Origin of the sequence: Paraburkholderia metrosideri (genome assembly GCF_904848625.1) — a bacterium.
Classification (GTDB): Bacteria; Pseudomonadota; Gammaproteobacteria; order Burkholderiales; family Burkholderiaceae; genus Paraburkholderia; species Paraburkholderia metrosideri.
In genome coordinates, this window is the sequence record NZ_CAJHCP010000013.1 from 112,696 (window position 1) to 134,735 (window position 22,040).

The following is a 22,040-nucleotide window of genomic DNA, read 5'->3' on the forward strand; positions in this document are numbered from 1 at the left end:
AACGAACCCACCCACAGGAATAATCAGCGTGGAGTTCATCGCGCCGAAAACGCGTGCGTCCATGGTTGTGCTCCGTCACTCGTGACGTTCCAGCGCCTTGAAACCGGCCAGCGTGACGAGCGCATCACGTCGCGCGATCTGATAGTCGGACAGCACCATTTCCCTGACGAGGCTTTCGAACGACGTCGTCGGTTGCCAGCCGAGCTTATGATGCGCCTTCGACGGATCGCCGAGCAGCGTTTCCACTTCCGTCGGCCGGAAGTAGCGCGAATCCACGCGCACGATCACGTCGCCGGGTTGCACACGTATTTCATTCGGGCGACGGCGTTCGACAGCATCGACGATGCCCACTTCATGCACGCCACTGCCCTCAAAGCGCACGATGATGCCCAGTTCGGCCGCCGCGCGCTGGACGAATTCCCGAACGCTATATTGCTCGCCTGTCGCGATCACGAAGTCTTCGGGGTGCTCCTGCTGGAGCATCATCCATTGCATTTCGACGTAGTCACGCGCATGCCCCCAATCGCGCAGCGCAGAAAGATTGCCGAGATAAAGCTCATCCTGCAAATCCACCGCAATGCGCGCAATGGCGCGCGTGATCTTGCGCGTGACGAACGTTTCGCCGCGCACAGGCGACTCGTGATTAAACAGAATGCCGTTGCAAGCGTAGATCCCGTACGCTTCACGGTAGTTGACCGTCGTCCAGTAAGCGAACAGTTTGGCGACGGCGTACGGGCTGCGCGGATAAAAAGGCGTCGTCTCGCGCTGCGGCACTTCCTGCACGAGGCCGTAGAGTTCCGAGGTCGACGCCTGATAGAAACGCGTCTTTTTCTCCAGCCCGCAGATACGGATCGCTTCGAGCAGACGCAGCGTGCCAAGGCCGTCGGTGTTGGCTGTGTATTCCGGCTCTTCGAACGACACTGCGACGTGACTTTGTGCAGCGAGGTTGTAGACTTCATCCGGCTCGACTTGCTGCATGATGCGCATCAGACTCGACGAATCTGTCAGGTCACCGTAATGCAATTGCAAACGCCGGTCCGGGTCATGTACATCGCGGCACAGATGATCAATCCGGTCCGTGTTGAACAACGAAGAGCGACGCTTGAGGCCATGCACCTCGTAACCTTTGTCAATCAATAGCTCTGCCAGATATGAACCATCCTGGCCTGTGACGCCAGTAATCAAGGCGACCTTTTGAGTCATCGTATTCTCCTCTTGTTAAATGTCCTGGAATCAGCCTTTTCGGACCAATCAGACAAGAACCTTGATTAGCCCGTGACACGCTACGTAACCGTAGTAACTGCATCGATCGCCCGAACCGATGAGCACGTGCGCTCCGGGGAGTAGCCTCAGATTCGCATCTTCTGGTACGAAACCGGATACGACGCAAAGAGATTCGACTGTCCTTTTCGAATCGTGACTCACAGTCTTACAGCGGGTTTGCATCCGGTATTTCGCGGGTGAAACTTTCATTTTTCGATTGAAAACTATTCGCAAGCCAGGGTAGGCCCGCGTCGAATACGGAAATTGATCAACTCTAGTAGCTGGTCATATCTGCTGATGCAAGCCGCTTGAGCAGGTCGCTGTCTTCACGAATGCGCGTACAGAATCCGCATTTTTGTACGCACACCAAGCCCACGCGACGAGTCGACGTCTTGCGCGGTGACTCGTTTTTTTGCTCCCCCGACGAAGAGCGCATCGAAACCTGAAATGACACCAGTGAAGTCCGTCAGTGCAGATGCGAATCGATGAAGACCAAGTTACGCTGCGTCGGAAGAGGACAGATCCATGGTTCTTATTTTCGGTGACGGTGGGCGATGGCTACGAGTTCATTGACTGCATCGAACGCAAAGATCTCCAACGCCGGTGATACCAGACTTGCATACGCCATGTTCTTCTCTTTTATCTCTGTGGCGATAGATAGACGAAATTTGCGGTTCATCATAAGCACAAAAACAATTCAGGAATGGCAATGACTGAAACTGACGATGTATTGGCGAAGGTTCTGTCAGACTGATCGAGAGGAAGAAGGAAAGTAGCGTGGGAATGAAGAATTGAGTAGCCTCCCAGAGTCGCGGGGCAGGAGGTAGCTCTTAAAACAGGAGGCTGCCTTGTGACAGTTTCAAGCCTGGGCAAATCGCGGAAGGCATTAAAGCAAATGCGGCACGCAGGTCGATGAAGAGATCGCGAAACTCATCGGCGAAACTCACCCGGTAGAACGAGACGACCGCGCCGATCAAAGCCACGAAAGCGACACTGACCGCCATTTAAACGGGCAGCCGCAGCGGTCGTCCGCCGCGCCCGCCCCCCTCGCACAAATCGAATGCCTTAGAACATATCCGCAGGCGCCCGATGCACCGTGTCGTCCGTGTCGGAATTCCGTTCGGAGCGGGACGGAATGAACGGCCCGGTCACCATCGTCGAATAGGTTTGCCCAGGTCCCACCATAGGAAACACATCGGCGTTCTGGTCGATCATGACTTCGAGGAACGCGGGTCCTTCGAATTTCACGAATGCCCTGAGTGCGTCCTCGAGTTCGTTCGGCGTGTCGACGCGGCGCGCGAACTCGAATCCGTCAGCCTGGGCAGCGACGACAAAATCCTTGCGGTGCAGCGACTTGTCGCTCCCGCACAGGCGTCCATCGTAAAAGAGAACATGATGTTGAACACAGGCGCTTCCTGGAATGCATCCGCGCCGATCGCCGCACGCGGCACCTGTCCGCTGATCAGAACGACCGGCACCGAATAACCGTTGCAGTCCGCGATTGGCGTGACCGCGTTGGTCGCCCCGGGACCTGACGTCACCATGAAAACGCCGACTTTCCCGCTGGCGCGTGCATAACCGGCGGCCATGAAACCTGCAGTCTGTTCGTTGGCCGGGACCACGAGATTGATCTGATGTGCGGGATCGTTCGCGTGCATTTCGTTGAAACGGAGAATAGCATCGTACGTTGGCAGAATGGCGCCGCCGCTATAACCGAATACGGTGTCCACGCCCTGCTCGCTCAGGACGCGCAGGATGATGTCGGCACCCGACATCGATTCATCGGCAAACGCCGGGTTCGGCAAGACTTCTAAAGCGGCATTGGGGTTCTGGATCATGACTGGCCCGCATGGAAATGCGCCGAGGTTTTCAGCGCCTGATTTGACGGATGTCCTCGAGTTATCGCGAGAAATCGGTTTGTTCAATAAGTCGATTGCCAGCCGCCGCCGAGTGCCTTACAAAGGGTAATTAAATTCGTGGCCGCCGTCGCCTTGCTCTGTTCGAGGTTGCTCTGTGCGTCGAGCAGTTGCTTCTGCACGTTCAGCACGTCGAGATAGTCGAGCGCGCCGCCCTTGTAGCGCTGCTGCGCTATCGAGAGTGCGCGCTGGTTCAGCGCGACCACGGCGGACAACCGGTCCCGACGCAACTGCTCGGCATCGTAGACAACCAGCGAATCGTCCACCTGGCGCCACGCGTCCAGTACCGTGTGCCGATAGACGATGGCGGCTTCCTGTTGTTGCGCCTCGCGCAAATGCAGCGTTCCCTTGAGGCGCCCGCCCTCGAAAATCGGCATCGTGATGGAAGGACCGACCACGAACTGTCCCGACGCCCAGTTGGCGAGACTCGACAGTTGCAGACTCTGAAACCCCGCACTGCCATTCAGCGATATGCGCGGATAAAAGTCCGCTTTGGCCATGCCGATCGAGGCCGTGGCCGCATGCAGCTGCGCTTCCGCTCTTCTGATATCGGGTCTGCGTTGCACAAGTTCGGACGGAAATCCGATCGGCACCTGCGCGGGCAGTGCCGGCACATCGTGCGCTTCGCCGAGCGTTTGCTGGAGCGCGCCCGGCTCCTGCGCGAGTAGCACGCCAATTGCGTTGATCGTGGTCTCGCATCGCGATTCCAGCGTCGGAATCAGACTTTCGATCGAGGCCGCCTGCGCGGACGCATTGGCCACGTCCAGATCGGTGGTGACGCCCTCACGCGCCCGTATCTGGGTGAGCTTCGTGGTATTGCGGGCAATCTCGAGGTTCTCTCTCGCTATCCGCAGAAGCGACTGTGTTTCGCGCAACTCGATATAGTCTCTCGCGAGTTCGGCACGAGCCGAGAGCAGAACGGCGTTTCGATCCTCGTATGAAGCATCCGCCGAGGCCGACGCCGCTTCGACACCCCGCCGAACGCCGCCCCAGATATCGAGTTCCCACGATGTGTCGAAGCCAGCCTGATAGAGGTTGTAAGCGGGCGAGCCCGAGGAGCCCGGCAGCGGTGCGACGCCAAGGGGCGTCGCACCCGAGGCGGATTGCGACTGGCTCGCGGTCGGGCTGACCCCAAGCAGGCCCAGAATGCCGTTTGGACTGCCACGCTCGCGGTTGTATGACGCGGCGCCATCGAGCGTGGGATATTCCGCCGCACCGGCTACGCGCTGTTCGGCACGGCTTTGCCGCAGACGCGCCGAAGCCGCGGCGACATCGAGATTCGCATCGGCCAGTTGTTGTTCCAACGCGCTCAGCGTGGGATCGTCGAACAGTGTCCACCATTGCGTATTGAAGTCCGATTCGACCGCCTTGCTAGCCGCTTGCGCCGCCTGGGTACGATCGAAAACCTGCGGGGTGGCCGAAACCGGGCGTTCGAAATCCGGGCCGACGGTGCAACCTGCCATCACGAGGCAGGCCAGCAATTCGAGTGCGATTGCGCGGAACGAAAAGTCGGTCGGGTTCATTTTCCAGTTGCTCCCTTTATAGGCGCGTCGCTATACCGGCCGACCGCCACTTCCGTTTCGACAGACAGCCCCACGCTTAGCTCTGACGCGGCTTCCTGACCTGGATCGATGGCGATCTTCACAGGCACGCGCTGAACCACTTTCGTGAAGTTGCCCGTCGCGTTATCCGGTGCGATAGGTGCAAAGGCCACGCCGGTTGCAGGCGCAAGACTATCGACGCGGCCGTGAATGGTCACGCCGGGAAGGCTGTCGACCTTGATGCGTACGCTTTCGCCGGGCCGCATGTGGGTGATCTGGTTCTCCTGAAAGTTGGCAACCACATAGGCATCGGATAGCGGCACGATCGCCAGCACCGGGGTGCCGGGCGTGACGAACGCACCCACTCGCGCCGAACGCCGCCCAACCTTGCCGTCGACCGCCGCGCGAATCTCCGTGTAGGACAGATTCAGCCTGGCTTGGTCGAGCGCCGCTTCGGCGCGCGCGAGTGCACCCGCGGCCTTGTCGCGCTGCGTATTCAACACGTTCAGGTATTGCTCGGTCGATGCCAGCACTGCTCCGTCGTGCGCCTGCTGGGCAAGTTGCTCGGCGAGCGTGCTCGCAGCGTGCTGCTGCTCCTGAGTCGTTCCGGCTCCCGCGTCCGAGAGGTTCTGGTATCGCGCGGCATTGGCACGCGCGAAGCTGACCGATGCCTCGTCAGATCTGAGCGTGGCGCGCGCCTGCTCGACGAGCGAAGGCTGTCGCGCAATCTCGGCATCGTCATTCGCGACGGACGCTTTCGCTGCGGCCACGTCCGCTTCCGCGCTCGACAAGGCGGCTTTGAAATCGCGATCGTCGATACGTACCAGTAATTGTCCGGCCTTGACCGACTGGTTATCTTCGACGAATACGCCGGCAATCTGACCTGCGACGCGCGGCGCCACGAGCGTGAAATCGGCCTCGATGTAAGCGTCGTTCGTCGATTCGGTCGTCGAGCTATCTGACAGGCTCGAACAGGCCCAGACGCCGACACCGACCGCGACAACGGCGGCGGCCACGGAAATAATCCTGACAGGAGATCGAGCAACAGATGACATGATTACCGTCCCTTAACGAGAAGAAGGGGGCGTGGTGCACCACGGCGGATAAATACGCACGGGCAGCACTGGCACGAGAAAAAGAAGAGCAACGGCGACGACGGCCATCACCCGATAGAGATCCGCCGACGTCAGGACCACTGCCTGCACGTGGATCCGGTGCGCGAGTTCACCGAGGCTATGCGCCGAGCCGAGACTTTGGCTCGTCACGAGCGGGTGATTGCCCAGATGATCGACGAGCATGTTCGAATGGAGGCGTTCGCGATCCGTACCCAGTCCTTCGATGAGACCCGTCGCCACCGCAGCGGAAAAAGTCTTGAGCGAGTTGAACATCGCCGACGCAAACGGACCGTCGGTGGGTGGCAAGCCGGTCGTCACACCCATCAGGATCGCGAGGATCACCATGGGTTGCGCGACGATCTGCAATGACTGGAGCCAGTAGAAATTGTTGCGGATCCACTCGGACGTGATGAAGCTGCCCATCACGCACGTCGTGATCATCAGACACAGGCCGATGGCCATGACCCAACGGTGATCGACGCGGCGCAGGTTCAGAACGGCCGCCGTGAGCGGCAGCACGAAGAGTAGCGGCAACGCGACCAGCAACGACAGAGGCGCGGTTTGCAGCGGCCTGTAACCGTGCACCCTGGCCAGATACTGGCCGGGTATCGCAGCCACGCCGACCAGCAGGATCACCGCGCCCGCCAGCGTGGTGAGTCCATGCGCGAAGTTGCGGCGCGACAGCATCTGCAGCTTGAAAAACGGCAATGGATGAAACCATTCGTTGACGAGGAATGTCGCCAGCAGTATTGCGCCACCCACGAACATCACGCGAATGAAACTGGAGTCGAGCCAGTCGAGGCGATCGCCTTGCAACAAGCCGATCACCAGCATCGCGACGGCTGGAAAGCCGGTGACAAAGCCGCTCCAGTTGAATGCCCGGAGACGCTCGAGTTTCAGCGGGTCAGCGGGCAAGCCCTGCTGGATCGCCACACAGCTGATGAGGCCCAGCGGCACGATCTGCCAGAACGCCATTTGCCAGCCGGCGTACTCGGTCCACAGCGCCGCGAGCGGCGTGCCGAGCGCGGGTCCGAAGGTGGCCGTGAGCGCATAACCTGCAAGTCCGTATAGCTTCACTTTGGGCGGCAGATAACGCAGCGCCACGATGATCAACATGGGCGGCAGACACCCGCCTGCGATTCCTTGCAGCACACGCAACAGATAAAGAATCGGCAGGTTCGGCGCCAACGGGCACAGAAACCCGAACAGCATCGTCGCGAGCACCGCGCCGATCGTAAACCGCTTGAGCGTGAACGTGATCCCGAACCACGGCGCGAACACCATCGTCGCCACGTTGGCGGCTTCGAACAACGCGGTCAGCCACGTTCCGTCGTCGTGACCGATCGAGAGCGCACCCTGAATGTCGGGCAGCGAGAGCGCGGTGACCTGTTCATTGAGAATGGCCAGCAGCGACGCCAGCAACATGCCGATCAGACCGCCCGCGAGGCGTACCGATAGCACGGCCGGTTTGGCTGCCGGCTGGGCAGGCGCCGCCGGCACAGAGGCGGCAGCTGGCGATGGCTCGTCAACCAGCGTTGCCGATCCGCTCGCCTGAAGATTGCCTGGGTTCATGATGGCTCCGTTGCTCGTCGTGTTCGATTGGGCATCTGAAGGTCTTTCCGTGCGCTGCCTGACAGCAAGGAAGCAAAGAAGCAAGGAAGCAAAGAAGCAAAGATCCTTCACATCGATCGTGGAATGCGCTCAGCTCACGCCTTCGGATGTAGCTCTTCGAAGTACTGCGGTGCTTCGCGGCGGTCGAACATCCCGTATTCGCGGATGATGCGGATGTTGCGGCGGCGCGAACCATCGGCCGTCACCCGAGCCTGTTCGAACGCCTCGACCGCCTGATGGTCGCGCCACGTCGCCACCACGATCACGTCGCCCGGCGTCAGCAGTGCGTCGAATACATCCCACGAGACGAGACCCGGTGCGTTCGTATCGATTCCCAGCGAATTCGCGACCGCTTCGGCTCCGGCCTGCGTGACCCATTCCGGCGAGCATTTCGCGTCGAGCAGCATCACGGCCGTGCCACGGCCCGTTTCCGTCACATCGAGGCTCTGCTCACGTAACACTTCGCCCGCGGGCAACTGGCTATCGCTGACGATCTGGCCGATCCGCAAGCGGTAGTCGGCGAATACGCGGTCCCGTGCGGCTTGCTGTATCTTGTGATGCGAAGTCGTGGTGCGCCACCGCACGAGTGACTTCTCGTCGCGCCAACTGGACAGTGAAAGAAGCCACCCTTCACGAGTGAGACTGCCGTAACGGGTGTTGTCGATAAAGCCGTCGATCTTCTCGAGTTCCGGGCGCAGCATTTTGGCCATGCCGAGATAGGCATCGAATTGTGCGGGTATGGGATTCACTTCGAGCATTGCGGAAAACATGATTACCTCCTGCGTTTGATTGGCTACATGACCTGACGATAGACAACGTGTTGAACGTGCAACGTCAGCGCTACGAGCAGATTCTTGAGTGCGTGAACGACATCTGGTGCGTGAAGTGATTATCCGGGTTAGCCCCGATTGATCGAGTTCTCGCTAGTTGGTTTTCGGGCCAATAAATGAATGAATTCTGCCAATGGGCCATCAGCGTGCTAATCACCTTCGCCGCTGGAAAAAGTCTCTTTCAGAGCGCGAAGGTGATCACTTCGAAAGCAGGAAAATGGAGCGCCACCGCGCCGATATCTGAAGATGAATCCGCGAAGGACAATCCGTGGTTTCTTTGGGCCAAACGGGCCAGCGAGTCGTCACCCGTCCGATCGCAGCGCATAGAATGAGGCCGCGCGGATGCCGTAGCACGGGCGCGCTAAACAGAGGGCAAGAGAATGGAAAAACTGCGTGAAATGGAGATCTTCGTCGCCATCATCGATCAAGGCAGCTTCACCGGCGCAGCCGAAAAAGTAGGCATGTCAGCCGGTGCGGTCTCGCGCGCGATCAACTCGCTAGAGAGCCGTCTGGGGACACGTCTGCTTGCCCGCACGACGAGGTCGGTCCGTTCGACGGACGCCGGCGTCTCATACCTCGAAGCGTGCAGAAAGGTGCTGGACACTATCACCGATGCCGAGGCGACCATTGCAGCCGATCGACTCAATCCGGTCGGTACGTTGACCATATCCGCCCCGGTGCTGTTCGGTCAGCGCTACGTGGCTCCTTTGGTCAACGCGTTCGCGCTGCGCTATCCGGACGTCCGCGTCAATGCCGTGTATGTCGATCGAACGACCCGACTGCTGGAGGAAGGCGTGGATATCGCAATCCGCGTCGGTCATCTTGGAAATTCGTCGACATTCGCCATTCCGTTGGGCTTCGTGCAACGTCGCACGTACGCTGCGCCCGCCTATCTCGCCGAGCATGGCGAACCGCTCCACCCAAGGGACCTGAACAATCACTATTGCGTGTCGTTCACGGGTGTGTCGCTTCCGCTCGAGTGGGTATTTTACGAAGCCGGGAGCAGGCTGCCCGTCAGACTGCAACCCCGAATGATTGTGGACCTCGGCGCTGCTGCGGTTCTTGCCGCTGTCGACGGCGTCGGCATCATCCAGCTGCTGTCGTATCAGGCGGCGCCGGAAGTACTCGCGGGTAAGCTCAAGCCCGTTCTGTCGTCATTCGAGCCCGAGTCGATTCCGGTGAATCTGCTGCACGTGGAGCGGCGAAGCAGCAGCGGCAAGATTCGCGCGTTCGTCGAGTTCGTGACCGGCCCGTTGCGCGAAAACGCCCACCTTCAGGGCATGGACACGACCGCGGTACGAACCTCGCGATAGGCGGTCACGAGCGCAGCCAGATCGAACGCACGGTTCAGTCCGCTCGGATTCGGCACGACCCACGCGCGCACGCCGCCGAACAGGTCGACCTGTGGCCCCCATTGGATATCCCGCGAACCCGACAAAGCGGAGATCGCCATCTTGCCGAGAAACACGACGTGATGCGGCGCGTAATGGCTGATCTTCGCCCGAAACGTCGCTCCGGCCATTTCGATCTCTTCTCGCGACAACTCGGCGGCCTGTGCGGTCGCGCGCGCGACCACCGTGGTGAGGCCGCAGCCGTAGCGAAGAATCGTGCGATCGTCTTCGGGGCGAATCAGTTCCGGCGTAAAGCCCGCGAGATGAAGAACCCGCCAGAAGCGATTGCCTCTGCCTTCGAAGTGGTGCCCTGTCGACGCCGCGCGGACGCCCGGATTGATGCCGCAAAATACTACTGACAAGCCGGGCGCGAGAAGGTCGGGAAGACCGCGCCCCGTGTCGACAGACGTCACCAAGGTTTCGCTCATTGCGTGGCCAGTCGTTGTTGCGCAATCTTATCGACTCGCGGCTGACTCGCTGCATCACCACGGAATCGCTGCCGGTATTGTTTAGGTGTGAGATCCAGCCGCCGGGAGAAAGTCGTCCGCATATGCGTGGCGCTGCGAAACCCGCATTTGAATGCCACCGTCTTGAGCGGTGCGTCCGACTCTTCGAGCAGCTTCCTCGCGGTGTCGACGCGCACCTGCTCGACGAACACCGACGGCGTGACGTTTGCATACTTCATGAACAGCCGCGAGAAGGTCCGTCGGCTTACCGCCACCGCGCGTGCGAGTTGTTCGATCGACAGCGCGTCGGTTATATGCTCGGTCACATAGCGATGGATTTTGCCGATAATCGGATCTTCATCGCGGCCCGCGCCGATATACGGACTGTACTGGGACTGGCCCCCTTCGCGCTGGATATAAACAACCAGGCGCTTCGCAACACGCACGGCCAGTTCATGTCCCCAGTCTTCCGCGACAAGCGACAGACACAGGTCGATACCCGCCGTTACGCCTGCGGACGTGAAGAGACGCCCATCACGGACGAAAATTTTGTCGGGCTTAACACACACCTGCGGAAACTCGTGCGCCAGCCGCCCGGCGTCCGCCCAATGTGTTGTCACGTCTTTGCCATCGAGTAGTCCCGCGTGCGCAAGAACGAATGCCCCATTGCACACGGAACCAAACCGTGTCGAGTCGCGAGCCTGCTTTTTCAACCAGGTCAGGAACTCAGAAGGCGGCTGCGTGTTGGGAAGCTGGGGACCGCCGGCGACCAGTAACAGGTCACATTGGGTGTCGACATCCGCATAGCCAAACGGCACCGAAAGTTGCATCCCGTTCGAGCAGACCACCGGGCCGGATCGCGGTCCTACGAGCGAGACCTCGTATTTTTGCTGCTCGGAGAGGAGCGTGTTCGCTTCCGCAAATACGTCGAGAGGGCCCGCCACATCGAGCGCCTGCACACCATCGAATATAACAATGGCGACTTTCATGCCGTGACCTTGATGGAGTAAATGAGCCCGTTCCATACCGGTGATCTACCTGGCAAGACCCCAAGGACTGGCCAGGCCGACTAACCGGTATTGCAGAGCAATGGCCAAGACTACCGCAATGTGCCTAAAACGGTGACACACCAGCTGGCACAAGACTTTTGCGTCTGTGTAATGAAAGCCCGGCCGGGGGAAGTGCCCCCGCACATGGCATGGGGCTCGGCCCCAGCGGGGCGCTGGCACAAATCTGATGCTGTTTGGCCGGGTACCGACGTACCCGCGTATTTGCGCGTCCGGGCGGACTGACTAGACTGGAACACCCGAACACCACGACATCCGGTTCATCAGAATTCGTGGACCGGGTTGCTTCGCGACTATGCGCAACGACGTTTTCATCATGTTGAAAAACCCCCACGTATGCCATATCGGATGATTACCGGATGCCTGCCACACAGGCACGGCCGTTCGTCAGCAACGGAATCCCGGAGTGACAGCATATGCATGTAGCACTGATGCTGTACACAGGCTCCCGGATGCTCGAAGTGAGCGGGCCGATGGATGTCTTTCACGAGACGAATCGCCTGTGCGGTGAAACGGTGTATGAACAGCATCTCGTTGGTCCGTCACCGGGCCCGGTTCAATGCTCGAATGGCATTTCGGTCGACACGACGGAATGCTTACGGGATGGCCTCCCTTCATTCGACCTCGTCGTCGTACCGGGTGCTTCGGACGTCGACCCGGGTCGAAAACATCACGAACTCGTGGACTGGCTCAGTGACGCGGGCCGTAGCGTCCGAAGGCTCGCGTCGGTATCCAACGGGGCCCGTCTGGTCGCGCGAGCCGGCCTTGTCGATCGACGCTGTTTGCGCGATGGAAAACTCTACTCGTCGCGAGGTGCAACTGACAGTATCGAAATGGCTCTGTTGCTGGTCAGTGAGGACCTCGGAGAAGAGACCGCGTTAGGCGTTGCGAAGTCACTATCGCGGCAGTGCAGCTGGATACGATTTTGAACCTGCCTGGATGCGGCAATCAGTGCTCGCAGGTCGGGCTTCCATTAGCCAGGTCTCCTCATTCCATGATCGATGAAAATCTGATTTACAAGGCACTCGCGAATCCGTTTCGCCGCGACGTCCTGAAGTGGTTAAAGACGCCCAATCAATACTTCAGGCGGGACTATGTCGATGTTGGGCGCGGAGTACCTTTGCATGCCATTCTCGCGCTCAGTGGCCTGTCGCAACCTACCGTATCGGCACATGTCACGGCATTGATCGAAGCGCGGCTACTCGTGGCCACCCGCGTCAGCCAGTGGCTGTTTGTGACGCGCAACGAGGAAGTTATTCGTGGCTTTACCGCGCAACTCGGTGCGCACCTGTAGCCGTTGACTGCGTTGGTTGGTCGGCGCGTACGCGATTTTTCATACAATTTTCTCCCGAACAGGGCGCTCACTTTCGACAAAATTAAACGATCTTATCAATGCCGTTTTTATGGACTATTTCCCACGATGTTTGGCGAGAAGCGAGGCGATGCTCGTCGTGAAATCTCTAATTTCAAGGTTGTAAAAAAGATCTGCTATGTTGAGATCTGGTACGGCTTCGCGCTCGATCGGGCCGAAGCCTGGCTGCGCTTCTTCCTTGCGTCAAAAGCGGAATTAAGCGGTTGATGCCTTCGCGATATGGATGTCCATATGATGAAACTCAATCAGCTTCGAACGTTCATTGCCGTTGTTGAATCAAAAAGTATCCATCGGGGCGCATCAGCGCTAGGCATTTCCCAGCCTGCTGTTTCAATGACCCTACGCGATCTCGAAGAGATTTTCGGTGGCCCACTGTTGGTACGGAAGACAAAAGGCGTTGAAGTCACGGCTCTGGGCGCGCTGCTGCATCAGCGAGGTCGTGCAATTCTCGCCGATCTGGATCGAATAAACGAAGAAATGGCCAGTTTGCAGAATCGGAGGGGTGGCATGGTTTCGATCGCTGTTTCTTCCGCAATTGTCTTCACCGTTCTCCCTTATGCGTTACGGCAGTTTCGGGAGAAAATGCCCAGCGTCCAGGTGAGAATAACGGAAATCTCTGGACGGGATGCGTTAATTGACGGTCTGGCAGGTGGGAAATTCGATTTCGCGACGATATTGACCGCACCGTATTTTTTCCCGCTTCCCGACGACATCGAGAGATTGGCAGAGGTTGATCTCCCTCTAATTGTTGGAGCGCGGGCCCCCCATCCACTTGTGCATGCAAAATCTCTCAGTGAATTAATCGATGCCGAATGGCTGATTCCATTTGAAGGCTCCGATTCAGTTGAGCTATCTCTTAAAAACGACTTTTCTAGGTTTGGATTGAAGGTGCCCGCGCGCCCGGTTCACTGCGATAACGTAGCGACGGCATTGGAGATTTTTGGAAAGATGGATTTTATTGGGGTTTTTACAAAGAAATTTGCAGATATCCAATTCGAACGTTACAACCTTGTTCAAATAAAAATACGGGAGACTCTTCCTGTGCTACAGGCAGGTATGTTTCAGAGGCAGCAATACATTCAAACCGAAGCGGCGGAATACTTCATCGAGTGTTTCAGGGCTAACATGTAGTTGGCAACAGAAAAAACAAGCATTTGAGCATTTAGCCCCGGCTGACTTTGATTAACTGTCAAGAGGCGAATCCCCGAAGATTGAGGGTTGGGCGGATCTACAGTCCAAGTGCCCAGACTACAATCATCCGTCTGCTCCAGATTTTTTTCGAATACTATCGATTCTCTCGTATTGCCGAGGTAATTTTTTTCACCGTTATACGGGATGTCCCCTCCTCACCTTCACACAGGAATTGATATTCAGATCCACCAATTCCGATATTGACAAGGGTCTCGACTTGTCCTACAGCAATTTTTGATAAAAAAAATAGATTAGCAGACAAAAATAGAAAAGCTTTTTCATGAGAGGGTGCCGCGTATTCTTATCGTTTCGGATTGACGCTCAGAGGAGTGAGCATGATGCAGGGAGATCGCCCGGCCATGCCGCTGCGAACGCTGTCATTGCGCTGCACGTAACGAGTGCGCAGATCGTCCAGACTGAACTTCGGGTCATCCTGTGATACGTCGTATGCGGTCGCCGTCGCGTCGCCAACAAGCTGCCGTAAACGGCGGTAGCTGAACAGGCCATTGGCATCCAGTGGTGCATTTTCGCTATCGATCTTCTGCCAACCAGTAAAGAAAGGGAAGTCCGCATCCGAGATTCACGTAGCGCGCAATTTTTTTGGATGCATGAGGTATTATTCGAGCGAGTTCTGCAACACTTAGCCCCCGCATTTCCTAAACGGATTAGATTCATCGTATTCATGCTCGTGTGCGGCGGGAAAATCAATAATATGTCCGACAATAGAGCCGGGGGTCGAAAATGCATTTGCAGGGGCATCTCTATTTAAAGAGCGCCGCGCAAGCATCATCGGTCGCAACGACCCGTCGATTGCCCGGGATATCCCACACTCCCGGTTGGGCGTCTTGCGAACAGTCAATTTGCCCGGTTGGCGCGACATAGCGTCCGGTGGGGGAAAGGATCGCCGTCCCCGCCTCACCACTACCGCCAAACGCGGACTTCTTCAGTTCACTGAGTTTCCGGCCAGCAACATACGCGCCCCTTACCGAGACAAGGTTTCGTGACGACCCGATACGGGCGACGGTAGCCAGATAGGTAAATGGCTGCGCGCTGACAAAATCAAGGGCGACATAAATACCCTTCGAGAGATTTATGTCGGATAGTACGCCCACATTCGAGGGGATCGAGAGGACGTGCACCGCTCGTCCCGCCTGACAGTGAGCCAGTTCCTGTTTTGCGACATACCCCGTTTCGGAGACCATGACTGCCGATCCATCGAAGCTCTCAACTGCGTAAAGTGGGGGCCTGTCAAGCAAGCACATTCTGGAACTGTCAATTTTCAGTGAGGAACCAGCCACTTGGTAGGTGTCATCCGCATAGCCGGTTCCCCAGACAAAGACCGATGTCAACACAAACATATTCAAACCGATTTTAGGCATTTGCGAGTTCTCACGAAATGATGTTTTTAGCAGAACGGGTATAATCAAGACGTCGATCCCAGTCTATATAGCCACCATTAATTGCATGTGTGATATCGCGAGAAACTTGCTGCTCTTTTTGCTTGTCCACATCAGAAATGGCCATCTGCGGTGAATCCTGATCGATATGTCTGGCTAGGTATGGCCTTTCGAATCGCAAATAAAATCCCGCGCTATCCAGACAGTTCTCAGGAAGGGCGACTCTCTGAGGGTCATTGACCATCGCAGGGATTTTCGTCATGTCGCTACGGTTGTGGGCAAGATATGCCGGGTCAGTCCACCATGATGCAGTAAACGATGCACCCGAAATCCAACCCTTGAATGTCCAGTAGTCTGCGTAGTTGCTGCGCCCAGTTAGCTGCTTGAAACCCCGTCCCCGGAACTTCTGGGCATCTTCCCGATCGCAGTTGCCATTCCGCCAGTCGTAAGAACCCGTGATCCGCGTTGCGTGGCTGTTGAACTTTGTTGAGCGAAACCAAGCATCGTCCTCAGCGGGAATCTGGCCGTACCAATGCCCCACCGTGGACTCCAAAGCTGTCGACGCAGCATTAATGACCGTCCCGTGAAATCCATTACTCTGGAGTTGGCCAAGCATACTTGTTTCCTGCATCGACGTTAGCCATGCGCTTTCAACCGCGCCTTGCCCAAGAAAATGAGCAAGCCGCGCCTGAGACGTTAAGCCAAATTTTCGTGTCGCCAAATTAAGCGGATTCAAGTAGGTGGCACGCAATTGGTCAGGCGTGGGCTGCTGGTGCCTGCTGTAGCGCCTATCTGAGTAGATTTGTTTAAACTCATCTTGACTCAGCCACCCGCATTTCCTAAAGTGCCGGATAAACGCAAGCGGATGAAAGAACCAGAATTTTTTCCCTCCAGCAAGTGAGGGTATCTGGTCCATGAACTGAAGTTTTTTCAGAAAACCGCTAAACCTCTCATAACCGTCCGGGTCGGTGTCCTCGCACTTTCCAAAATACCCGTCCGGCTTGTCCAAATCCTGATATCGCTGATCGTTGTTGACCGGGTCCCATTCGCTGCTGGTATGGCAGACGAAACCGGCCATGCCGCTGCGAACGGTGTCATTGCCCTGCACGTAATGAGTGAACTGATCGTCCAGACTGAACTTCGGGTCATCCTGTGATACGTCGTATGCGGTCGCCATCGCGTCGCCAATAAGCTGCCGCAACCGGCGGTAGCTGAACAGGCCATTGGCATCCAGCGGTGCATTATTGCTATCGATCTTCTGCCAACCAGTAAAGAAAGGGAAGTCCGCATCCGAGAGCTTGATGACGGATGTTCTGCTGATATCCACGTAGGCCTGGGTACCATTCGCATCGAACGGTACGGCAACCCAGGTCGCTTTCTCCTGGGCCGAGTTCAGTGTGGGAGACGGCGTGAGGATACGCCCAAAGCGCAGCAGTTCGTACCCGTCACTCGGACAGGTTGAATAGAACGCCAGCGCCCGCTCATAGAGCTTGTATTCGTAGTCGGAGAAGTTATCTTTCACCGGCTGAGGCGTCAGCAGTACGCAATTGCCGTCACCATTTTCGTCCAGCCACGCGCGCGTATAGCGCTGCCCTTTGTGGAAGTACGCCTCGACATACAGCTTGCTCCTGTCATTGGGCAACTTGCCCGCGCTCAGCACAGGAAACCAAGGATCGTCATGCGGCGTCCCGGGGCGAGCGACGAATTCCGCCGTGGCGGGAATCACAAAGTAGGCGTGCCCCCACCAGTCATCCGATGTGGGCTGCACCGGATGCTTTTCGCCGAGCTGGACGGAATGCCGGGACTGATCCAACCACGCGGTGAAGTCCTCCCCGGTCATGAAGATTTCGAAGTGCAGATGTCGCAGGCCTTGCGACTGCCCCCAATGGCCGAGAATATCCTTTCGATGAACCTTGTTGCCGTTGCCCTGCCTGACTCCATCACCCGCCTGGAGTAGCCATGCCGCAAGCACGGTGGGCGACGTATCCTGTGACGAGGTCACAGGCTGCTGCGCGCCAAGTGTCTGGTGGGCCGTCAGATCGAGCAGGTGCATGTAGAGCGAATAGAACGTGATGGTGCGCCCGTCTCCCGTATCGGTGACGTGACGAAGCAGCACGAACCCGTTATTGGTATTCAGTGCTTCCTGTCCTGTCGATTCGTCAATGTGACCATCTGAAATGGGATTCTGGCTGACGCGGTAGGCGACGACCTCGCCATCCGCGATGGCACGCACGGGTTCATCCGGACTACCCGGCACCAAGTGGATGCCGCCGTGCCAGCGCCGGTCAAACGTAACGGGGAAAACACCGTGGTAGCCGGGCTCCAATGCCTCGACAGCCGTCATCATCGGATCTGTGTCCGTCTCATCGCTGGAAGCCAGGCCAGACTGCGGCAGAAAGGGAGGGCTGATAATCATGGTTAGCGTGATTGCGGATAAAGGCTGGTCGTTCTTAAGTCACCCTGGGGCATCGTCGGTAACGGCACACGCTTCGAATCAGCTCCCCGCTTGTCCCACTCCGCCGTCTTCTCATGGATATACCCCGGCGTCCCGTTGACAATGCCGCTACCGTTGATCTGGATGTACGAACCGCCTGCACCAATCCAGACTTCCTTGGCCGAGTTGATAACAATCCTGCCGTCCGTACTGCTGATGGTCAGATCCCTCAGTGCGGCGAGCGCCATCGCGTCTCCCTGCGCCTGAATCTCGACCTTGCCCTTCGCCGCAAACAGGCGAATGCCGCGACCCGCCACGAACGAGATGACCCCGCGCACCGACGAGAGCAACGAACGGCCCGCCGCAATGCTCACGTCGCGGCCCGCCGTGATGGCGTGATCGTTCTGGCTTGCCAGGTGCATGCTGTCGGTGGCCGTCGCTGCGATGCCCGCAGCACTCGCCAGCAAGAGGTCGGGACGCAGCATCTCCGGTGACGGGTTCGCGGTGCTTCTCGCGCCGCCCCTGATCGCGTCGTTCTGCGCTTTCATATCCGCCGTCGCGTCGCTCTGGGTCACCTGCGTATCCTGCGCCTTGTGCCGCTGCGCGAACTGCGCCATGTCCTCGTGCAGCGCCCGCGCCTGCGTCAGCCGCTGCGCCGTCTCGTCCATATCCTTGACGGGCGCACCCGCACCTTTGCGCGTCTCGGTCGTCACCAGCATGCCCCGGTTCGCACGGGCGACCCCATGTGCCTCAGTCGCCAACTCAAAGCCTTCGCCGCGTGCCTCACTTCGCCCCTTGCGCCGGTCGATGCGCGTGTTGCTGCCCAGCACCAGACGCGATTGCGCGTGGTCGCTCGTCACCTGCACCTGGAGCTTGCCGGGTGTGTCGTCGGTCACGACGCTGTTGGTCGTCGGCCCTTCGAGGTCCTCGCTCATCCAGCCGGAGAGCGCCTGGTTCGCAGGCAGCGGCCATGGCGGCTCATGGAACTGGTTCACGTGCCGCCCGGCGATATAGGGCTTGTCCGGGTCGTTGTCGTGGTAGCCGATGACAACCTCATGGCCCACGCGCGGAATGTAGATCGCCCCGTAATTCGCCCCCTGCCATGGCGAGGACACCCGCACCCAGCAGCTCGAGTCCTGGTTCTGCTGGCCCTCCCGGTCCCACGGGAACCAGACCTTCGCGCGGCCATACTTGTCGGTCCAGATTTTGGAATCCGAATACCCCGTCACAATCGCCACCTCGCCGTGCGAACGTGGCTTCTTCGCCTTCTGCGGCGTACGGAAATACGTGTTGGCGGGTTGTACCGTGAAGCGCGTGTCGCACGTGTACTGCGGTTGCAGCGCACCGCGGTTCGTCACTGTGTCGCTATTGACGATCTCGATCTTTGTCGCGACGACCAGGTATTCGCCGTTGCCCGGTTCGAGCGGATAGCCTTCGAGGTGGAACGTGCGACCCACCATCAGCCCGCGGATGTTGCCGCGGCCATGGCCGCGCAGGCTCTTCGCCCGCTTTGCCTCCAGGCGCACCCGTGCCAGGTGCTCGCCTTCGAAGTCGACCTCATTGGGCGGCGCCGCTGTGCCCATTGCCCCGGCAAGCGGCTGCGAGTAGTCCCCCCACGCATAGTGCTCGATGTTGTCGTTGGCGCGCTCGCGATAGTCCGAGTCCCTCGCGGCGAGGTTCGCGCGCGACTGCGTATAGTCGTAGTCGGTGACGCAGACCTTGCCTGTGGTCAGCACACGCGCAATCTCGAACTGGTAGACGTGTTCCTCGTCGATACGCTGGCCGTCCCGGTCCTGGTACCGGAGCGTCTCATAGGCCGGACCGTGCTTTTTGTACGCCGCGGTCGAATCGCACAGCACGAGCGTGGGACCCTGAAAGAAAAACGCGATGCCCCATTCCTGCCACAGGCGATTGAGATAAGCCCAGTCCGATTCCCAGAACATGCGCTGGTAGTCCCGCTTCGGATACTGCCGCCCAAAGCCGGGACCTGCGAGGCGCAGGTCGTAGGGAAACGAATACTTCTTTAGGATCGTGTCGGAGATTTCCACAACGGTCTTGTCCTGGAAGAGTCTGGAGTCCTTGTTCAGGGTCGCCAGCCAGAGCCATGGGCGAATCCGGAGCCGGTAGAACGCCCGCCGCGTATCCGCGCCCACGCACTGCGCCGATACGATCAGACCGGTGATCTCGCGCACGTCCGCGCCGACATTCATCGACGGCGCCACCCCGATTTTTCCGGCCTCGTAGGTGCCGCTTCCCTCGATGGCGATCTTCACCGTCAGTTGCTTACCGACCAGCTCGTCCACCAGGACCCTATCCCTCGCCTCCTGCACGGTCAGGCCGATATCGTCCTTCGTCGCGATTTCGACGGTGTAGTCGTAAAGCTTGCCGAGCTTCTCGGTGCCCGTCAGGCGCGACACGGTTAAGATGCTTTCGCCCCGCCACTTCGGCAGGGCCGCGCTGGTAATCTCCAGCGTGCGGGGTTGATCAAGCCAGGACATCGGTCACTCCGTAAGCGTTCGGAAAAGCAGATCAGGAAATGTCGCGCATACCGGAACGCGGCGGCCATTGTGCGATCAGGCCTCGCTGCGTCGAACGCAGCACAGTCTTCGTAAACGAATGCATCGAGACGTGGCGCGCAACGTAATGCTCCAGCACAAGCGCCAATGTGTAAGGGCTCAATCCGTCGAAGCCGCTTTCGTCGAAGGTGAATTCGCACCTGATGCCCCGTCCAAATACCGGGCCGCCATTACCCGGCGGCAGCATGTCGTTCACCGGCGTGGCCGTGGCGCTCACCAGGCTCTCGACCTGTCGCGCGAGGGCACCCGTGTGTGGGGTCAGGTACAGGCGCAGACAGCGGCGCACCCCTTCGCCCGGATGCGGCTCCCCGTCGCTGTCGTCGAACATCGGGTAGTCGAGCTTCAGTTGCCCCATCAGTTGCCAGGCCAGATCGCCGCGTGCGAGTGGCGGTTTCGGTGCCGTCGGCGCGCGCACAAAGCCGACGCTGGCCACCGGCTTCGATCCAGTGAGCGTGAGATCGCTGCGGCCATCGCATTCGAGCCGGGAAGGCAGATCTCCGTTGGTTAGCCATGCGTCGAGCGACAGGAAGCGGATGCCCCCGTCATGGGGCCGGTCCTGGCCGTCCACGAGCGACATGAAGGTCTGCGTCTCGGTAAAGGGCCGACGTGTGCCGTACTGCCGTCCGCCTTGGACCAGGTTCGCCCGGCGGCGCAGACTGAAATAATTGCCACGAGCGGCGCCACCTGCGCCGGACAGCTGGTCCCGCGGTTCGAACGACACCTCGTTGTTGCTTTCCTCAGCAACCTGACCGTGCGCGGCATCGACGGAGCGCAGGTCAAAATCCGCTGGCGCCTCGGGAACAGGCACGAGCCGGTGCTCGAATTCATCCGGATCGATTTCGAGATTCTTCGTGCGGAATGGAAACAGGTTGACGACCGGCGTGCAGAAGAGCGCAAGATGCGACGCATCTACCGCATCGGCAAGCGTCCGAGGCACGCGACTGAGCAGGATGACGATCTCGACCTCGTTACCCTCGATGGCCTGCAGCCCCGGGCTGAGACCCGTCAACGCGAAAAACCAGAAGCGCGCCGGGCACGCGAAGTACTCCTGTACGAGGCCATGCCCATGCAGCCTGCGCGGCACGTTGGGCAGCACCGCCTGCTCGGCGTGGATCCCTTCGTGAACGACTGCACCACGCGTGACCCTGTGCAGCGGCCCTTCCGCGAACCGGCCGGGCGCGGCCATGACGCTGGCCACCCCAGCTGAGTGGATCAACTCGAACAGATGCGAGGCAATGCGCTCGTCCCCGCTGAGATACAAGGGCAGCCGCTCCAACCCGGTAAGACTCGCGATGGGCGCGCCGTTGGTCGTCTGGAGCGTGAGGCGCACAGCGCCATGCACCCGCTGGCCGTCCACTACATAACGGTCAAGAGAAGGAATGTCCGGCGGAGTCAGCGTTACCCGCGCAAGTTTGATCCTGAGCGGATAGACCGTCACGTCCTGGCTGCTGCGGAATACGCAGGGGGTGTTCTCGCCCGCGGGCGTGAGCGAGGTGAAGGCCGTGCCGCGCGGAATGAGAAACCCCTGACCAAGATGACCACTTTCGTGTCCCGGATACAGACGGGCCACACCAATCGACGGCGTCTGCCGAACATAGTTTGGATAGACCGTTTCCAGCATCGACTGCATCAGTTCGGGAAACGCCGCATCGAAACGCATCTGCGTGCGCGCCGTCACGAAAGATGACGCCTGAACCAGCCGTTCGATATAGGGGTCGCCAATCTCGCCCGCCTGCATCCCCAGACGCACAGCGATCTTCGGATGCTGCGCCGCGAATTCCTGCGCGAGCGCCGTTGTGTACAGCAATTCGTGCGTGTAGTAGGTGAGAAGTTCTGGGTCTACAGGAGGTCGATGCGGTTTCGTCATGTCGTTCGTTTCGTTCGTCCGTC

18 protein-coding genes and 2 pseudogenes are annotated in these 22,040 nt (G+C 58.9%); 5 read left to right on the top strand and 15 right to left on the bottom strand.

Annotated elements, in window-relative coordinates; translation table 11 throughout:
- Positions 1 to 75: 75 nt before the first annotated feature.
- The 9 genes and pseudogenes from gmd to LMG28727_RS26510 form a co-directional block, all read right to left on the bottom strand.
- Positions 76 to 1,203 (bottom strand): GDP-mannose 4,6-dehydratase, encoded by a 1,128-nt coding sequence (gene gmd / locus LMG28727_RS26480; protein WP_201645263.1) that lies wholly within the window; start codon positions 1,201 to 1,203, stop codon positions 76 to 78.
- Between the two features lie 890 nt (positions 1,204 to 2,093).
- A complete protein-coding gene (locus tag LMG28727_RS26485; RefSeq protein ID WP_201645264.1) occupies positions 2,094 to 2,267 on the bottom strand; it encodes a hypothetical protein in 174 nt (57 codons plus the stop codon).
- Positions 2,268 to 2,328: 61 nt separating this feature from the next.
- On the bottom strand, positions 2,329 to 2,511 hold the full coding sequence (locus LMG28727_RS34825) for a hypothetical protein (RefSeq protein ID WP_407945870.1): 183 nt from the start codon (positions 2,509 to 2,511) through the stop codon (positions 2,329 to 2,331).
- 27 nt (positions 2,512 to 2,538) lie between these two features.
- Positions 2,539 to 2,685: pseudogene (locus LMG28727_RS34830) on the bottom strand (hypothetical protein); the annotation flags it as partial.
- Positions 2,628 to 3,101, bottom strand: a pseudogene (locus LMG28727_RS34835) (thiamine pyrophosphate-binding protein); the annotation flags it as partial. The pseudogenes LMG28727_RS34830 and LMG28727_RS34835, both read right to left, overlap by 58 nt.
- A gap of 83 nt (positions 3,102 to 3,184) precedes the next feature.
- A complete protein-coding gene (locus tag LMG28727_RS26495) occupies positions 3,185 to 4,702 on the bottom strand; it encodes an efflux transporter outer membrane subunit (RefSeq protein ID WP_201645265.1) in 1,518 nt (505 codons plus the stop codon).
- The gene (locus LMG28727_RS26500; RefSeq protein ID WP_201645267.1) at positions 4,699 to 5,775 is read right to left on the bottom strand and encodes an HlyD family secretion protein; all 1,077 of its coding nucleotides are present in this window, start codon (positions 5,773 to 5,775) and stop codon (positions 4,699 to 4,701) included. The genes LMG28727_RS26495 and LMG28727_RS26500 overlap by 4 nt, the downstream gene beginning before the upstream one ends.
- A 12-nt stretch (positions 5,776 to 5,787) precedes the next feature.
- Entirely contained in the window at positions 5,788 to 7,407 is a 1,620-nt protein-coding gene (locus tag LMG28727_RS26505; RefSeq protein WP_201645268.1) for an MFS transporter, read from the bottom strand.
- Positions 7,408 to 7,541: 134 nt separating this feature from the next.
- Positions 7,542 to 8,216 carry an antibiotic biosynthesis monooxygenase family protein gene (locus tag LMG28727_RS26510; protein WP_201645269.1) on the bottom strand — a complete coding sequence of 225 codons (675 nt, stop codon included), beginning with the start codon at positions 8,214 to 8,216 and terminating at the stop codon, positions 7,542 to 7,544.
- Positions 8,217 to 8,656: 440 nt separating this feature from the next.
- On the opposite strand from LMG28727_RS26510, the gene LMG28727_RS26515 reads away from it, so the two are divergent.
- The gene (locus LMG28727_RS26515; RefSeq protein WP_201645271.1) at positions 8,657 to 9,589 is read left to right on the top strand and encodes a LysR family transcriptional regulator; all 933 of its coding nucleotides are present in this window, start codon (positions 8,657 to 8,659) and stop codon (positions 9,587 to 9,589) included.
- Here the strand turns inward: LMG28727_RS26515 and mug are convergent.
- Complete coding sequence (mug, locus tag LMG28727_RS26520; RefSeq protein ID WP_201645272.1) at positions 9,550 to 10,095, bottom strand: G/U mismatch-specific DNA glycosylase; 546 nt, start codon at positions 10,093 to 10,095, stop codon at positions 9,550 to 9,552. The genes LMG28727_RS26515 and mug overlap by 40 nt on opposite strands.
- Complete coding sequence (locus tag LMG28727_RS26525; protein ID WP_201645273.1) at positions 10,092 to 11,102, bottom strand: GlxA family transcriptional regulator; 1,011 nt, start codon at positions 11,100 to 11,102, stop codon at positions 10,092 to 10,094. Before LMG28727_RS26525 ends, mug begins: the two co-directional genes overlap by 4 nt.
- A 509-nt stretch (positions 11,103 to 11,611) precedes the next feature.
- Here LMG28727_RS26525 and LMG28727_RS26530 point away from each other — a divergent pair.
- The 4 genes from LMG28727_RS26530 (at position 11,612) to LMG28727_RS26545 (ending at position 13,683) form a co-directional block, all read left to right on the top strand.
- On the top strand, positions 11,612 to 12,109 hold the full coding sequence (locus LMG28727_RS26530) for a DJ-1/PfpI family protein (RefSeq protein WP_268960549.1): 498 nt from the start codon (positions 11,612 to 11,614) through the stop codon (positions 12,107 to 12,109).
- Between the two features lie 65 nt (positions 12,110 to 12,174).
- Positions 12,175 to 12,474, top strand: a complete 300-nt coding sequence (locus LMG28727_RS26535) for an ArsR/SmtB family transcription factor (RefSeq protein WP_201645275.1) — start codon at positions 12,175 to 12,177, stop codon at positions 12,472 to 12,474.
- Between the two features lie 126 nt (positions 12,475 to 12,600).
- A complete protein-coding gene (locus LMG28727_RS26540; RefSeq protein ID WP_201645277.1) occupies positions 12,601 to 12,759 on the top strand; it encodes a hypothetical protein in 159 nt (52 codons plus the stop codon).
- Between the two features lie 24 nt (positions 12,760 to 12,783).
- Complete coding sequence (locus LMG28727_RS26545) at positions 12,784 to 13,683, top strand: LysR family transcriptional regulator (RefSeq protein WP_201645278.1); 900 nt, start codon at positions 12,784 to 12,786, stop codon at positions 13,681 to 13,683.
- Positions 13,684 to 14,504: 821 nt separating this feature from the next.
- Here the strand turns inward: LMG28727_RS26545 and LMG28727_RS26550 are convergent.
- The 4 genes from LMG28727_RS26550 to tssF are packed head-to-tail and all read right to left on the bottom strand — an operon-like array spanning position 14,505 to position 22,017.
- Entirely contained in the window at positions 14,505 to 15,122 is a 618-nt protein-coding gene (locus tag LMG28727_RS26550; protein WP_201645279.1) for a hypothetical protein, read from the bottom strand.
- A 10-nt stretch (positions 15,123 to 15,132) separates the two neighbouring features.
- A complete protein-coding gene (locus LMG28727_RS26555; RefSeq protein ID WP_201645281.1) occupies positions 15,133 to 17,556 on the bottom strand; it encodes a M23 family metallopeptidase in 2,424 nt (807 codons plus the stop codon).
- A 2-nt stretch (positions 17,557 to 17,558) separates the two neighbouring features.
- Entirely contained in the window at positions 17,559 to 20,072 is a 2,514-nt protein-coding gene (locus LMG28727_RS26560; protein ID WP_201645282.1) for a type VI secretion system Vgr family protein, read from the bottom strand.
- 31 nt (positions 20,073 to 20,103) lie between these two features.
- Positions 20,104 to 22,017: a type VI secretion system baseplate subunit TssF gene (gene tssF / locus LMG28727_RS26565; RefSeq protein ID WP_201645283.1), complete on the bottom strand. Its 1,914-nt coding sequence runs from the start codon at positions 22,015 to 22,017 to the stop codon at positions 20,104 to 20,106.
- Positions 22,018 to 22,040 lie beyond the last annotated feature (23 nt).